Raw genomic sequence first — 14,563 nt, 5'->3', positions numbered from 1 at the left:
CTTTAATTTGCCAGGAGGTATTCCTGAAAGCCAACAAATGTATACAATAAGACCGCGAAAGCATCTACGCAATGCTATCATAGGATGTCTACGACAGGTTTTTTATTTCCGGAAAATCCGTAGCTTTATAAACACCGACATTGAACACCATAAAGTGCTGTTATTTGGATAAAGTGATATACATAGAGCATGCGACAAAAGATCTGCTTTTTCAAGAGTTGAAAGAACCGTACTATTTTATTTTATTGATCGGAGAAGACGCTTCGTTTTCTTTAGACTTTAATGAGTATCGATGTCGAGGAAAAAGCTTATTATTTCTTTCTCCCTATCAATTACTAAAGTGGAATGGTAATGCTACATCTATTGAAAGCACGCTTAGATTCCATGGTGATTTTTATTGTATAGAATATCACAAAATGGAAGTCGCCTGTAATGGCATACTTTTTAACAATATCTATGAATCCCCGTTGGTCTCGGTCCCCCCAGTGGTTTACCAAGAAATAAAAAGTACCTTCGAAAAGATCTTGAGTCTTGATATTTCCGATAATAGTTGTGACCTTCCCCTTGCAAAGACATATCTCCAACTAATTCTGGCATTAAGTAGCCGGGAGAAGCAAATACAAATTTCAGAACGGACGTTGTCTCTTCAAAAGGAACAGGTAGCCGATTTCAGAGCCGTTCTGGAGAATCACTTTATCGGTTCCCGATCTGTCTCATTTTATGCCTCACATTATGGATTATCGGTAGACGTATTTAGTAAAAAAATTAAGCGACATTTTAATAAATCTCCTTCGGTACTTATTCAGGAAAGATTAATCTTGGAAGCAAAAAAGCTATTGCATCTTACATACAAGAATATCAAGGAAATTGCTACCGAATTACGCTTTGAAGATGAGTTCTACTTCAGCCGATATTTCAAGAAACAAGTAGGGCTTTCTCCTAAAGCTTTTCGTGAGCAGGTAGGTATTTCCATAGTTGCAAAATAGTCTATGGATAACACGTAATTGTCCATTGTTTTCAAAACTCTGTTCTTTTACTTTTGTATAAAAGAAACAGCAGAACTTTAAAAGAAATGGATAAGTTATTGATATTGGTTGCCTCGAAGCAACACCTGTGGATTAACTTTATGCGAATGGCTATTTTTATCGTAATGGCTTGGATAGGTGGTTTAAAGGCATTCCAATATGAGGCAGACGGAATTGTTCCTTTTGTCATCAATAGTCCGGTGATGAGTTTCTTTTATAATAAAGCTGATGAGACTGTTGTCAATGATGAGGGGAAGAAGGTTCGGGAATACACTATTTATAAAAATCCCGAAGGTAAAGTGGTTCAAAGGAACATAGCGTGGCATAAAGAAAACGGCACCTATCTTTTTGCATACGGGTTGGGTGCGGTTATCATTTGCATAGGCGTTTTGGTTCTTCTGGGGATATGGTTTCCCCGAATTGGTTTCTGGGGTGGTATGCTAACTTTTGGTATGTCTATCGTCACGCTTTCTTTTCTAATTACGACGCCAGAAGTTTACGTGCCTAACTTAGGTGGAGATTTTGCTACGCCAGCTTACGGATTTCCATATTTATCCGGAGCTGGGCGATTGGTACTGAAAGACATCATCATGATGGCTGCTGGACTCATTGTAGCATCAGACTGTGCAACACGTTGCTTGTCTAAGCGGAGGTCAACGCGTTTGTCATAAGGCACGGCATAGAATCTGCCGCGAGATATTTTCGGAAAAATTGGTGAGTGTGGTGGAACCGGGGTCGTAATTAGGGACGGATGCCTTTGTTGTCTTCACCCCAAGCTGACATCAAGTTTAATATCGTCTCCAATGATTTTCCTTTTTTTGAAAGTTTGTATTCTACTCTGGGTGGCACCTCGGGGTGTGCTTTACGTTCGATTAAGCCGTCGGCCTCTAGGTCCTTTAATTGGGCAATTAGCATTCTTTCGGATATCCCAGCTGCCTTCCGTTTTAATTCATTGTATCTTAATGTTCCTCCATCTAATAAAAACCCAAGGATGCTTAATTTCCATCGACCGCTTAACACAGAAATGGTATAGGCCATTCCGCACATTGATTCAATTTGCTCTTTATTGAGTGCATTTGTTGACGTTTCTTTTCTCATTTCTGACATTTTTGTCAGTACCATACAATTTTGTAGGTACTTGCATCGCGCTAATATAGCGCTTAGTTTTGTCGAAAAATAAAATTGACATGAAAAAAAATTTAACAACAATCATTCATTGGATAACTTATATCTACTTTGTCTATTTATTTGGCTACGCTAGTCTGTTTAAAGTATTCCAAAAGAAAACGATGATGGACGGAATGATGTCTTTTGGTTTTGATAAAACGTGGACCTTGCTTATAGGGTATGGCGAATTAGCTGGCGTATTGGCGCTGATCGCCGGACTTTGGTTCCATCGAATCAAGAATATCGCTATTATATATCTTTTGTTTTTCGCAGTGGGGGCCTTAATGGTTCATTTTGCACACAGAGAATATCAAGAGTTCTATGGTGCATTATTTGGATGTATTGCGGCATTCGTACTTTTAACGACTGACAAACATTTCAAATTGGTTTTATAATTATCTTATAACTCTACAGCGATAAAAAGGCTATCCGGTTTGCCGGACATGCCTTTTTTACTAATATGTTAAATGGTGTTAAATTTCATGTTAAGACAATACGAAAAGCATTATATCGGCGTTATAGTAGTAATTCATAATTTAGGTTAATAATTGGTTAGTTAGTTAAAAATCCTGAAGCTCCCCGCTTCAGGATTTTTTGTTTGTACTTTCTTTGAAACATGTTTTGTCCTATTGACTCGATAAACTAACTCGTACTAGGCTCAATGCGAACTAACGGATCGTCATGTTTTCGTGGAGACTCTCTAGGCTCTGGCATTGGCGGTACATAACCACTACCACCATCGTTATCCGTGTCATTGCGTTCATCATCTCGTTTCACTTCTTCTTTCTCCAGTTCGTCTTTCCGCTTAGGATTATTTTCTTTTTCTGGCATGCTCATAATAGTATACGTTTAAAAATTTACAATTCTGTTCTCTATTTTAGAACCGATTACTAGGTATTTTGTTTATAAAAAGATGATATCGCTTAAGGTGGGCAGAAGCGGAAAAAGAAAAGTAACTAATCGCAACCTTTTCGGGTGTTTAGCTGTTCATATATCTGGAAAGGGTGATTGCACTGGCAGGATACCTTCCTTTTAAAATTTAACGAATATGAGTTTTTTCAGAAATATAGTACCCGCACTGGCGGGCTCGATAGCGCTTAACATTATCCATGAGTTGGCCCGAAAACGGTCAAATGACGTACCGCGAGTCAATGAGATTGCTGAAGAGGGTATAGAAAAAGCTTGGCTGGCTACAGGCAATAAACCGCCCAAGAGGAACAATTTATACGGTATAGCACTGACGAGTGATATCGTGGCCAACACCGCTTTTTTCCGGACAATTAGTGGTAATACTCCAAAAGAGACCTGGACGAAAGGATTATTACTGGGGGCAGCCGCCGGCATTGGAACGCTGACGATGACCGAGCCTCTGGGACTCGACGACAAACCCGTTAATCGGAACCCGAAAGTGCAGGCACTAACTATATTGTATTATGTAGTTGGCGGACTGGTGACTGCGGGGGTGTACAACGCCATAAACCGTGATGAAAAAACTGAAATCAGTGATTGAGGGAGAGGGCGGTAGGTACAGCCCTCTATCTGTTAAGAAATGTTAAACGAGCTTAGTGGCTTTAAGAGAGGCACAGAAATTGAAGTAATTTTAATAATTCATAATTTAGGTTAATAATTGGTTAGTTAGTGAAAATCCTGAAGCTCCCCGCTTCAGGATTTTTTGATAGTGTGTATCCAGCATCGCCACAATGCTGACGTCTTCCATGTCATTGCGGTATGTTAAAAAATAGCAGTACGAACAGATAATGGAGAGAGAGTCTTTTTTGCGCTAGTACTTTCTTTAATGTAGCAACGGCCTTGGATCGTGCAAAATATACGGTGTTAGCTGTAGTTCCTAATTCGTCACAGATCTCTTGAATATTTTTACCCTCTACAACAGATAGTTGCAACACTCTGGCTTGTTGCCGAGGAAGCTTTTTAACTTCCTGTACAACTAATTCTACGAGTTCGGTGTAAATTATTTTTCTGAGAATATCTTGATCTGTTGCCTCCAGCTCGAGGAGATCAGCATCTTCATACCTGTGTTTATTCCGGCTGTGTTTAAGATGGTCAAGACAAGCATTCTTAACGACAAGATAAAGAAAAGATTTTATCGGCTCAATGGCTTCGAAATGTTCTTTTCTTTCCCAAAGTTTTATGAAAGCGTCGGATACGATTTCTGACGAAGTCTGTTTATCTTTTATCAGCTTATAGGCGAAAAAGTGTAGTGCACGCGCATACTGATCCATCAGAAAGCTTAGGGCTGTTTCTTTCCCTATGCGTAAATCAGAAATCTGCTTATTAAGTTCGTCCATCATCGACAGGCTTATACTATGTGGTTACATACAAACTTAATGTATTTTACGCGAAATTAAAAGTGCATAATTAAGGTATATCCTCCGTTGTCAGACAAAGGATATACCTTTTGGTACAGACAGCTATTTATTGCGACCGGAACACCCAAAACCATGCTGTATCCCAAGCGCCCGCACCGGGCTCGGGATAGGCTAAAACCATCTCCTCACCATCCAGCACGAGGATATCATATTCATACACCGCCGCATTTCCTTCGTTAGGGGAGATTCCACACAAAACCGTCACGTTGTTCGTGGTGAGCTTACCTTTAGCCCAGACAGTGCCGTCCTCCGTGGTGACTCGCTTTGTCATGTCGAAAGCAAAAGTCCCTGTTATGCTTTCTCCGTTAGATTTTACTTTTGTCAATTGAGCACCCCGCAGGGAAAAGGTCATTTTGGCTCCTGTGCCTTCTCCGGGAGCCTGCCCATCGATTGCAGATTCCTCCAGTTTCCACCAAGCTGGAGCGAAATCTCCCATATACCCACCATTTCCCCAGACAGCCGGTTTGCTGGTATCCCATACCCAGTCTTTTTCGCTTCCGTCGGTTAAAAAACCCCATTCGGGCGGAACAGGGAAGGTTAGTTCACCTACTTCCACCTGCAGTGTTTTACTGATTTTGCTCCCATCGGGGTTCAATCCCGTGAAAATAATATCGTTCTCGCCGGTAGAAACCAACAATACGGTATCCGTTTTTCGTTGTGTCACGCCCACACCAAAATCCCACGAGGAAAGCACGGGGCTTTTATTGTCTAACACAACCTTATTACTTCGTTTTCCATCGACGATTATTTGGGTCGCCGTGATGTTCAGTTGATCCGCAGTTATTGCTGATCCGGGTCCCATCCTATCTTCGATAGGCTCGCATCCTACAAGTAAGAATCCAAGGATGGATAAGATATAAAATATTGTTTTCATCGTATATACAGTTTAAAGTTACCAACCAGGGAATTCGTGCGTAGACTCGCCCCAACCTTTATTTTGAGTAAGTACGCCATCAGAAAGTGCAATCTGGGATAGGGGGATAGGCCAGAATCCGCCTGTGGCTTCGAACCGACTGCGGTATCCACCACCAAACGCTCTCATTTGCGTATCGGCTCCTTTATTTTTGATGGCCACACCTTCTTGTTGAGCCAAGGCATCCCCTGCCTCATGCCAACGCATCAGATCAAAATAACGTAATCCTTCAAAGGCAAGCTCCCAACGGCGCTCTCGCTTTAGTGCGGCGAGCGAATAGGTTACCTCTGGGAGCTCGACACGTCTTCGAACGCGATTTAAGTTTGTATTAGTTTCCGTTAACTCCGCATGCATAAGCAATACGTCAGCAAAACGGATAAGGACCAAATCCTGCGTGTGGGCCAATTGATAGTCTGCCTGCGCGGCATCCGCCAAGATAGCATAGGAAGGAATAAGCTCTCCTTCGTTATACGCCGTAACAGCAATATATTTCTTTTGCCAAAAGCCGGTTTCCTCCATTTGGTTGTCCGCGCCGTATATGTAGCTATCTAAGTCGGTTTCGACATTGATAATCGATCCAGTTCTTCGGATATCAGTTGGTTCCGCTTGTTGCCACGCATTCCACAGGTTGCTGTTTACCGGACCGGCCCCCCAACCCTGTCCAAATGGAAATGTTCCTGCCTGCCCGTTATTTGATCGTAGGCCGGAATGGAGATTCATTTGGTTGGTATAGCCAAGTTTATACGTGTCTCCCCAATCGGCTAACGTACCAAATTTAATCGCAAATACAATTTCTTTATTACCGTCGCCAGCGTATTCCAGATTATTGTCCTGTGCATAAGGATAGTCTGCTTTGGTAAATCTATTGGAATAAGGCCAAAGATTTCTAAAATCATCCACTAGATCGTGACCGCTGTCGTCAACACAATCTTCCAGCCACTGTACGACCTGTGCCTTGGTGACAGCACCGCCAGACACCAAAGGCAGTTCTGTTTTATTGTAATAACCGGTGTAAAAAAGGAAAACACGAGCCATCAATGCTTGTGCCGCCCATTTGCTAGCATGCCCCGAGACAACACTTGTATAGGGGGTGGAGGGCATTATTTCAATAGCCGTTTTGAGATCCTCGGCAATAACTGCATAGGTTTCATCCGCTGGGGATTTTGGGACATTGGTGACAAGCGTGGACGTAAGCAGTGGAACCTCACCGAATAGTTGAGATAACTCAAAATAATAAAGTGCACGCAGAAAATAGACCTCGCCCAACCATTGCTGCTTTTGCGCATCGTCGGTCCACCCGCTTACGTTATCAATCGATTCAATGGCCATATTGGCTCTAAAAATCCCTTGATACCTCGCGCTCCAAAATGACAGGAAGCGATCGGGCTGGGTATTCATTAAATGGTCAAGGCCCTGCATATCACGATCATTTTCGCCACCGCCCCCAAAACGGTCGTCGGAGGCTAGCTCCGCCATATAAAAATGGGAATGCTGCGGATTAGACATTGCCGTATTGAGGCTAGTGTATATACCAGTCAGCATACTATTGGCATCGGCGACTGTAACCGGAAAGTTCCCTGTATTTTTTTTATCGAAACTTTCCGTATCCAGAAATTTTTCGCAGGAACTTAGGAATCCTATAGTGAATACAAATAAAATTATCTTTTTCATGTCTTTACATTAAAATTTGAGATTTAAACCAAACATTACTGTTCGTGGTTGTGGATAGAATCCTAAGTCTATCCCCGAAACCCATGGTTCGTCATACCCGTATCCAATCTCGGGATCCATCCCACTATAGTTGGTAAAAGTGAATAGGTTTTGAACGGTGGCGTAAATGCGGGTTTGGCTGAAAGGAGATTTCTTCCATATCTGCTTGAGGTCGTATCCTAAGGTGACGTTTTGTATCTTCACGAAATCACCATTTTCAATATAAATATCGGATATGTACTGGTTATTGGTATGGCTCCCACTGGTCAACCTCGGCAGGCTGTTGGACGTACCCTCGCCATGCCATCTTCCAAATATTTCGGTGGTATAATTTTGTAAAGGGCTATCCGCAAAGGAACGGTAGGACTTCGCAATTTGATGTCCAAAAGACCCGATAGCAGTGACCGCCAAATCGATTCCCTTGTAACCAACAGTAAGGTTTAATCCGCCACTGAAATCGGGGTGGGGATTTCCTATTATCGTTTTGTCGCCGTCCGTGATGGCGCCGTCCCGGTTGTTGTCTACGAAAATTACATCGCCAGGCTGGGCGTTAGGCAGGACGCCATGACCGCTCTGGCGTAAGGCCTCGATCTGCTCTTGGGTTTGAAAGATACCGTCGGTTTGAAAGCCGTAGAAATAGCCGATAGGATAGTTAACTTGAGCCCGGTACATTGGTTGGGTTCCCTGACTAAGTACATCGGGTTCGCCGTGTATAATCCCCTCATCGTTGTCGATCCGGAGCACTCGGTTTTTGTTGTAGGCGCCATTAATGCCAATGCCATAACGAAAGTCTCCTTTGGTATCGCTCCAATCCAATCCGATCTCTATCCCTTTGTTTTCTACGTCTCCACCATTCACAAAACGTCCCGATGTGCCGTAGGTTGCCAGAACGGGTACAAACACCAGCCAATCTTTAGTCGTTTTTTTATACCAATCGAAAACGAAAGCTAGTCTATTGTTTAAGAATCGGGAGTCAAAACCTATATTAAGCTGCTCAGACGTTTCCCAAGAAATATCAGGATTTGGCGACACATCTGGGTATGCTCCCCGAATCAACGTATTCTTGTTGTTTCCGAAATAATAACCGTTTCTGACATCGATGGCGATCGTGGGTAAATATTGAAATGGGGGGATATCTGCGTTTCCGTTTTGCCCCCAGCTGGCACGTAACTTCATGAAATCCATAAAACCGTTGTCCTCTAAGAAATCTTCATTGGTCATGATCCAGCCCGCCGAGGCAGATGGAAAGTAACCCCAACGATGACCTCGCGAAAAATTAGAAGAACCATCAGCTCTTAAAACTAAGGATGCCATATAGGTCTCATTGATGTTATAATTCACTCGACCAAAATAAGAGGAGATTTTGAATTCGGGGAGGTGTGCGCCTCCTACAGTGGGGATAAAACCATCATACCCTTGTCCGTTGCCCACCCAGGCTTTGTCCCACTGCCCGGGAAATGAGGAATTTGCTGTTGTTACACTCAGGTTCTCGCCAATACCATTTTTCTCGATCGACTGGCCCACCACCATATCCATCTGATGTCCTTCTAAGGGGCTGAAGTTATAACTTAGCGTGTTCTCTAATAAAATCTTATACCCTAACTCCTGGTTTTGGGAAATATCATCCACGGGGTTAGTCAGGGTAGTTGAAAGCGCGTACGCGGGTGTATATTGTCGGTAGGAAGAGGCATTTAACCGATATCCAAAATTCGATTTAAAAACCAAGTTTCTGATGGGTTGAATTTCCAGATAGGCGTTTGCAGAAAGACTGTGGCTCTTGCTCAAGTTTTGTCCGCGGCGATAGTCCATCTCGGCTACCGGATTAGCTGTCGCGCCATCGAAGGCCCATCCGTCGGCAACCTTGCTCGCTTGATCATAGTAGTCACCATTTTCGTTTCTAACAGGCAACAACGGATTACCAACCAACATGTTGTGTATATCGTTCCAATAGATATTTCCGATTCCGATTCCTGAACGATTATTGAACCCGTAATTCACGTTTTCGCCAAATTTAAGGATCGTAAAATCGTCATTCTGGAGCAGGATATGTTCAGAATTGATACGTGCCGTATGACGTTGGAAGTTTGGCTCTACTGGCACACCCATAATGCCTTGTCGATCGGTGATAGAATATCCAATCGAAAAGCGAGATTGTTCGTTACCGCCCATTATGTTAAGGGATGTATTATGCAGTAGTGCGTTGTCATTATGTATTTCTTTAAGCCAGTCAGTGCCATTCCACGTGCCGCTAGTAATCTGCTCATACTGCTTGGGGATAAGTGTCGCCCAATCGAAAGGACTTGCTCCCTCATTAAATCGCCGCTCATCCTGTATGGCCATATATTCTTGGGCATTTAACAGTGATGGAAGTTTATATGCATTTTGGAAGCCAACATAGCTATCCAGGTGTATTGTCGTGCGTCCTTCTTTGCCCTGCTTGGTTGTGACCAGTACAACGCCATTGGCGGCCCGGGAACCATAGATGGCGGCAGAGGCCGCATCTTTTAACACATCAATTGTTTCAATGTCGGATGGATTAAGCATGTTAATATCGCCGCCCGGTACGCCATCGATAACGTAAAGTGGGGCAGAATTGCCGGTCGTTCCTATACCACGGATGGTCACCTTAAAGCTTTCGCCTGGCATACCTGAATTTTGCGTAATTTGAACCCCTGGAGATTGACTTTGTAACGCTTCTAATATACTTGGCGTGCTCAGTTTCTGTAGATCCTCTCCTTTGACTTGGATGCTAGCTCCGGTAATCAATTTTTTCTTCTGCGTACCGTAGCCTACTACGACAACCTCATCTAAATCACCAAAACTGGCTTTCAACGTTACGTTGATGGTTTGTTGATTGCCGATGGTGATCTCCGATTTGATAAAGCCAACATACGAAACTTGAAGAACACTATTGGGAGCGTTCACAGCGATGGAAAAGTTCCCTTGTTCGTCTGTACTTGTCCCGTCATTCGTACCAGCAACTTGTATCGACGCACCTTGGATGGGTCTGCCTTGCTCGTCTGTGACGCGCCCGTTTATGATACGCTCTTGTTTGATCGGCGCAGCGGATGGCGGGAAGTTCATTTTATTGGAACGACGGAGGATAATCGTTCCGTCAGATATCTCCCACGCGATGGGTTGACCGGCGAATAGCGTGGTTAGTGCTTTTTCTAAGGGCACATGCTTGATATCTATCGTGATCTTCGTATCTGCAAGATCTTTTCCGTTTAATAAAAATGGCATGCCGCTTTGTTTTTGAACGGTCTGCATAATATGAATAAGTGGAGCGTTTACGGCCTTCAGTGATACTTGTTGCGCGAATCCACTAGCTGTGAGTTTAAAAACACTCAATAACGTAAGCAAAATAGTTAATTTCATAAGGACTATCCAGCGTTTTAGTTTAGAAGAGGCAGGTTCCCTGCCATAATCATTATGTTGCAAAAAAATCATATTTTTGTACAATTAGGATTTGGTAATGAATAAGAGTTTATAATCTGTATCGACGCTTTTCAGCAAATCGTAATGACCGAACTCGGGTGTACGAGACCCGATTCGGTTTTTGCTCACATTAGGTATTTGATGCCTGTTCTTTCCATAGTTCGTTCGTTTAGTGTTTATTCTTTAATTATTATTAAATTCGATGTTTTTCCGCTTTTTCGAAGCGTAAATTTGACGCCACTTTTTTCGATAATACGCAGGGCCTCGGCAAGGTTTTTATCTCTGTCTATTTCCCCATAGAAATAGGTTGGCGAAATCTGATCTTGATAGCTGACGTCAATGGCATACCAACGGCTGATTGACTTCATTAAATCGCGTAGTTCTGTTTCGTAAAACAGGAATTTATTATCTTTCCAGGCTACGAAAGGTTGCACATCTACTTCTTTTTTAATGATGTTTCCGGCAGTGCTGCTTATGACTTGTTGATTGGGCACTAAATGTACCTTTTGATGTCCGGATTCTATACTAACCGACCCTTCGACTAGCGTAGTTACAGTACGGATATCATCAGCATAAGCGGATACGTTAAACGCTGTACCCGTGACGAGAATTTTCTGATTTCTACAAATGACTTCAAACGGTACGACTTGATCGTCATCGGTAACGGGTGCAACTTCAAAATAAGCTTCGCCCTCTAAGGTAACTTTACGATGCCGGCTATCGAATTGGAGTGGATATACTAATGTTGATTGGGCGTTCAACCATACCTTGCTTCCGTCTGATAAGGTGACTTTATATTTGCCTCCTTTGGGAACATGAATTGTGGCTTTAATATGAGAAATCCTGTTCTTATCTATTACCAATAAAGGTGTACCATCAGCATAGGATAACTGGTTGTCAAGGATAATCCCATCTTTGTCGCTCCTCAAGTTTATCTCCTTACCATCGGACAGAACGAGCTTTGCTTTATTGGTTCCAGCCTGTATACTGGAAAGGCTTACCTCCTCCCCGACCACGGGAGCGCTAAGTCGAAAATAACTAAAAAAACCTGCTATCAACAGAACAGCTGCAGCGGCAAAATAGATAAAGTATAACCTTCTTGAACGGTTTCCCGTATTTGCAGCTGTACTGGCTCTTTTCAAGGTTCGCTCCTTCAGTTTGCGTAGCCAGTCTTCGCCTTCCTCCTGCTCAAGCTGAATCCAAGATAGCCCATCTTCAAAGATTTCATCGCCTTCGGTAAGGGATTTAAAAAAAGCTTCATTTTCTGGCGTTTCCCCTCGCCATTGTTCCAAGACTATGCGTTCTTCTGGAGTAAGTTCTCCGTCCATGTATCGTTTAATGAGCCTGGCTATTTTTGATATAGCTTTCATGTTTATAGTGGTTGTGTACTTCCTATAACGACATCTATATGGGAATCTTAGTAAGATTTTTCACTTTTTTTGCTGTAATAGTTCGCGAAGTTGTAATATGTTAATATGATGTGCGTCTGGGTGATGTTCTCTTTCTTGCTAACACGAATTCCTTGGTTGATTTTATATGACGATGACGATATGGTTTGTAAGTTCTGTGGATTAAACGATAAATATTTGTTTATCTTTACGACCATGTTGGAAATAAAACGAAATACAGAAAACTTGAGGCACATCTTATTGATGTGGTTTGTTTTATTTTCCCTTAGTCCTTGCGTTGTTAAGGAAGTACTGACTAGCGCGGCAAATATTGACTATGTCAAACCGCTCAACACAACTAAGGCTTCTACTCGATCAAATCTTTGCTCCTATTCTTTGAATATGGGCTTGCGGATTTCAACTGTAAGGAAATCAAAAATTAACCAACAAATTGATCCGGTTGATTTATCGCGTGATCAGCTTTTAGATCTCCTGTCTGCTAAGGTTCTCCGTCATTATACGGCAACCTTTCGTGGTAATAGCCCGCCCAAATATATTTTATATAAACGTATGAAGATTGATGTAGTCTGAGCCTAGGACATACAAACATCTACAATTTTTTACGTTTAATAAAATATCAATTCAATGAAACATCATCATATTGACGGTACGGCAAACCTTGCCGGACTGTTTACGTTGTCTCTACGTTGGGTCATCGGTTGGACCTACTTTTCCGCTTTTTGGAGACGTTTGATCTTAGAGAACAAGCTTATTCCCGAAGAAGCAGGATATATAGGAGAAAAATCCAATCATTTCCTCCCTAACGCACTGGGTATTAAGCCGATTATTGAATACCTGGTTTCTAACCCCGAAGCATTACAAACTTCCATGGTTATATTCACGATTATAGAAGCTATCGTGGGATTGTTCATCATCCTAGGTCTATTTACAAGATTGATGAGCATAGGTGTATTTTTCCTTGCATTGGGTATCTTGTTGGGATCTGGCTGGATTGGAACCACCTGTCTGGACGAATGGCAGATAGGCGTATTGGGCATTGCATCTGGTTTTACCTTATTCTTGAGCGGGAGTGGCGCATATTCTCTCGATAAATACATTATGGATAGGCCGTACATTTTTACTAGTAGGATCTGGTTCAGGTGGTTGGGGTCGGGCACTCTCCCGATCAAAAGTCCGCAGACGAAAATTTTGATAATGTCGGTATTCATCTTTGGACTTACCTTGTTTACCAATCAGTATTTTCATGGTGGCGTTTTCGGTACACTCCATAATAAATCGGTGAAACCGAAAATTGAAATCTCGAACATTCGACAGGAGGGTTCTGACCTAACCTTTCAGCTTTTCCGGGTTGAAGGCGCGGATGTGTATGGGTCATTTTTGATCAGGATAGAGATTTTGGATAAAAATAATGAGGTCGTTAAATTCATCGGTCAGGATAAATTGGCGCGATTCCCAAACGACAGGATTCACAATCACTATGTGGCAAAAATCAAACCTGGAAAACATAGTTTGGTTATACCTCTTGGGGCAAAAGCTGATGTCTCTATAGATATGGGGGAAATACTACTGAAGGATGGTTATTACTTAAAACTGACCGACATCAGTGGAACGGTATGGACAGCGAAAATAAAAGCATCGACAGCTGAGGTGTAATACGTCCTATTCGCAGACATAAGCCCTGGAGCAAAGTGCTTCAGGGTTGTTTATTGTATGCAAACTTTGGATCGAAGAATCCAATGTTATACCTGAACAATTTAAATAGACGGTGTAAAGTTCCGTAGTTAATCGGCAGGAAGTCCCCACACAGTAACCACCAAGCGCCTAGGTCCTCCATGATCACGGTGTTCGCAGAGATAAATACCCTGCCAAGTCCCTAGGTTGAGCCGACCATCTGTGACGGGAATTGTAATTGAATTCCCTAACAACGAACTTTTCAAATGAGCGGGCATGTCATCCGACCCTTCGTAATCGTGGCGATAGTCCGGATCGTTCTCGGGTACTGATTTATTAAAAAAGGTTTCAAAATCTAATCGCACAGTAGGATCGGCATTTTCATTGATTGTCAATGATGCGGATGTATGTTGAATAAAGACCTGGCAGATTCCCGTTTTGATAGTGGCTATTTCAGGTAATGATCGGATGATGTCTGAGGTGATTAGGTGGAAGCCTCTTGTTTTAGGCGTAATGTCCAGTGAAGTTTGAAAAATGCGCATAGGAGATATCTGTTTTACAACACCAATATAGCATTTTTAGGTTCAATTACAGGAAATATTTACAGTACACACGAGCAGACCTTTTTGTTAAGATGTGTTAAACCGGCATCGAGATTATACGAAATGTATAAGAATTGCTGTTATAATAGTACTTCATAATTTTAGGTTTATAATTGGTTAGTTAGTTAAAGATCCTGAGGTTCCCCGCCTCAGGATTTTTTTGCTTGTTAGTGGACATTCAACTGGGTGAAGGTAAACTAAACTAACACGTAGTGTGGGCTTATTTTCTTATTTTAGCAAA

General features: G+C 42.4%; 13 protein-coding genes. 5 read left to right on the top strand and 8 right to left on the bottom strand.

All coding sequences use genetic code 11. The features are described 5' to 3' along the window. Window positions 1-173 precede the first annotated feature (173 nt). Both C5745_RS09585 and C5745_RS09580 read left to right on the top strand, forming a co-directional pair. Window positions 174-986, top strand: coding sequence for a helix-turn-helix domain-containing protein (locus C5745_RS09585; RefSeq protein WP_243403310.1), 813 nt, complete (start codon window positions 174-176; stop codon window positions 984-986). A gap of 86 nt (window positions 987-1,072) precedes the next feature. Next, window positions 1,073-1,696: a DUF417 family protein gene (locus tag C5745_RS09580; RefSeq protein ID WP_105716780.1), complete on the top strand. Its 624-nt coding sequence runs from the start codon at window positions 1,073-1,075 to the stop codon at window positions 1,694-1,696. A gap of 70 nt (window positions 1,697-1,766) precedes the next feature. On the opposite strand, the gene C5745_RS09575 is transcribed toward C5745_RS09580, so the two are convergent. Then, window positions 1,767-2,123, bottom strand: a complete 357-nt coding sequence (locus C5745_RS09575) for a winged helix-turn-helix transcriptional regulator (RefSeq protein ID WP_105716779.1) — start codon at window positions 2,121-2,123, stop codon at window positions 1,767-1,769. 89 nt (window positions 2,124-2,212) lie between these two features. Here C5745_RS09575 and C5745_RS09570 point away from each other — a divergent pair, with 89 nt between their 5' ends. After that, on the top strand, window positions 2,213-2,587 hold the full coding sequence (locus tag C5745_RS09570; RefSeq protein ID WP_105716778.1) for a DoxX family protein: 375 nt from the start codon (window positions 2,213-2,215) through the stop codon (window positions 2,585-2,587). Between the two features lie 247 nt (window positions 2,588-2,834). Here the strand turns inward: C5745_RS09570 and C5745_RS09565 are convergent, their stop codons facing one another. Continuing rightward, window positions 2,835-3,029 carry a hypothetical protein gene (locus tag C5745_RS09565; protein WP_133166331.1) on the bottom strand — a complete coding sequence of 65 codons (195 nt, stop codon included), beginning with the start codon at window positions 3,027-3,029 and terminating at the stop codon, window positions 2,835-2,837. 211 nt (window positions 3,030-3,240) lie between these two features. Here C5745_RS09565 and C5745_RS09560 point away from each other — a divergent pair, with 211 nt between their 5' ends. Further along, complete coding sequence (locus tag C5745_RS09560) at window positions 3,241-3,702, top strand: hypothetical protein (protein WP_105716776.1); 462 nt, start codon at window positions 3,241-3,243, stop codon at window positions 3,700-3,702. A gap of 208 nt (window positions 3,703-3,910) precedes the next feature. On the opposite strand, the gene C5745_RS09555 is transcribed toward C5745_RS09560, so the two are convergent. The 5 genes from C5745_RS09555 to C5745_RS09535 form a co-directional block, all read right to left on the bottom strand. Then, complete coding sequence (locus C5745_RS09555; RefSeq protein ID WP_105716775.1) at window positions 3,911-4,501, bottom strand: RNA polymerase sigma factor; 591 nt, start codon at window positions 4,499-4,501, stop codon at window positions 3,911-3,913. Between the two features lie 124 nt (window positions 4,502-4,625). Next, entirely contained in the window at window positions 4,626-5,453 is an 828-nt protein-coding gene (locus C5745_RS09550) for a hypothetical protein (protein WP_105716774.1), read from the bottom strand. Window positions 5,454-5,471: 18 nt separating this feature from the next. Further along, complete coding sequence (locus C5745_RS09545; protein WP_105716773.1) at window positions 5,472-7,163, bottom strand: RagB/SusD family nutrient uptake outer membrane protein; 1,692 nt, start codon at window positions 7,161-7,163, stop codon at window positions 5,472-5,474. 9 nt (window positions 7,164-7,172) lie between these two features. Next, a complete protein-coding gene (locus tag C5745_RS09540) occupies window positions 7,173-10,580 on the bottom strand; it encodes a TonB-dependent receptor (protein WP_105716921.1) in 3,408 nt (1,135 codons plus the stop codon). Window positions 10,581-10,816: 236 nt separating this feature from the next. Next, window positions 10,817-12,010, bottom strand: a complete 1,194-nt coding sequence (locus C5745_RS09535) for a FecR family protein (RefSeq protein ID WP_105716772.1) — start codon at window positions 12,008-12,010, stop codon at window positions 10,817-10,819. 663 nt (window positions 12,011-12,673) lie between these two features. On the opposite strand from C5745_RS09535, the gene C5745_RS09525 reads away from it, so the two are divergent. Next, window positions 12,674-13,702 (top strand): TQO small subunit DoxD, encoded by a 1,029-nt coding sequence (locus C5745_RS09525; protein ID WP_105716770.1) that lies wholly within the window; start codon window positions 12,674-12,676, stop codon window positions 13,700-13,702. A 128-nt stretch (window positions 13,703-13,830) separates the two neighbouring features. On the opposite strand, the gene C5745_RS09520 is transcribed toward C5745_RS09525, so the two are convergent. Then, window positions 13,831-14,262: a secondary thiamine-phosphate synthase enzyme YjbQ gene (locus C5745_RS09520; RefSeq protein WP_105716769.1), complete on the bottom strand. Its 432-nt coding sequence runs from the start codon at window positions 14,260-14,262 to the stop codon at window positions 13,831-13,833. Window positions 14,263-14,563 lie beyond the last annotated feature (301 nt).

It is taken from the genome of Sphingobacterium haloxyli (assembly GCF_002980525.1).
In the GTDB taxonomy this organism is placed as follows: Bacteria; Bacteroidota; Bacteroidia; order Sphingobacteriales; family Sphingobacteriaceae; genus Sphingobacterium; species Sphingobacterium haloxyli.
Note: the sequence above shows the minus strand (reverse complement) of the source record. Positions and strands in the feature narration are given on the sequence as shown.

What these genes read in the sequence shown, in the direction of transcription:
- C5745_RS09580 (WP_105716780.1), top strand. Translation starts at nt 1,073, where the DNA reads ATGGATAAGTTATTGATATTGGTTGCCTCGAAGCAACACCTGTGGATT.
- C5745_RS09575 (WP_105716779.1), bottom strand. Translation starts at nt 2,123, where the DNA reads ATGAGAAAAGAAACGTCAACAAATGCACTCAATAAAGAGCAAATTGAA.
- C5745_RS09570 (WP_105716778.1), top strand. Translation starts at nt 2,213, where the DNA reads ATGAAAAAAAATTTAACAACAATCATTCATTGGATAACTTATATCTAC.
- C5745_RS09565 (WP_133166331.1), bottom strand. Translation starts at nt 3,029, where the DNA reads ATGAGCATGCCAGAAAAAGAAAATAATCCTAAGCGGAAAGACGAACTG.
- C5745_RS09560 (WP_105716776.1), top strand. Translation starts at nt 3,241, where the DNA reads ATGAGTTTTTTCAGAAATATAGTACCCGCACTGGCGGGCTCGATAGCG.
- C5745_RS09555 (WP_105716775.1), bottom strand. Translation starts at nt 4,501, where the DNA reads ATGATGGACGAACTTAATAAGCAGATTTCTGATTTACGCATAGGGAAA.
- C5745_RS09550 (WP_105716774.1), bottom strand. Translation starts at nt 5,453, where the DNA reads ATGAAAACAATATTTTATATCTTATCCATCCTTGGATTCTTACTTGTA.
- C5745_RS09545 (WP_105716773.1), bottom strand. Translation starts at nt 7,163, where the DNA reads ATGAAAAAGATAATTTTATTTGTATTCACTATAGGATTCCTAAGTTCC.
- C5745_RS09540 (WP_105716921.1), bottom strand. Translation starts at nt 10,580, where the DNA reads ATGAAATTAACTATTTTGCTTACGTTATTGAGTGTTTTTAAACTCACA.
- C5745_RS09535 (WP_105716772.1), bottom strand. Translation starts at nt 12,010, where the DNA reads ATGAAAGCTATATCAAAAATAGCCAGGCTCATTAAACGATACATGGAC.
- C5745_RS09525 (WP_105716770.1), top strand. Translation starts at nt 12,674, where the DNA reads ATGAAACATCATCATATTGACGGTACGGCAAACCTTGCCGGACTGTTT.
- C5745_RS09520 (WP_105716769.1), bottom strand. Translation starts at nt 14,262, where the DNA reads ATGCGCATTTTTCAAACTTCACTGGACATTACGCCTAAAACAAGAGGC.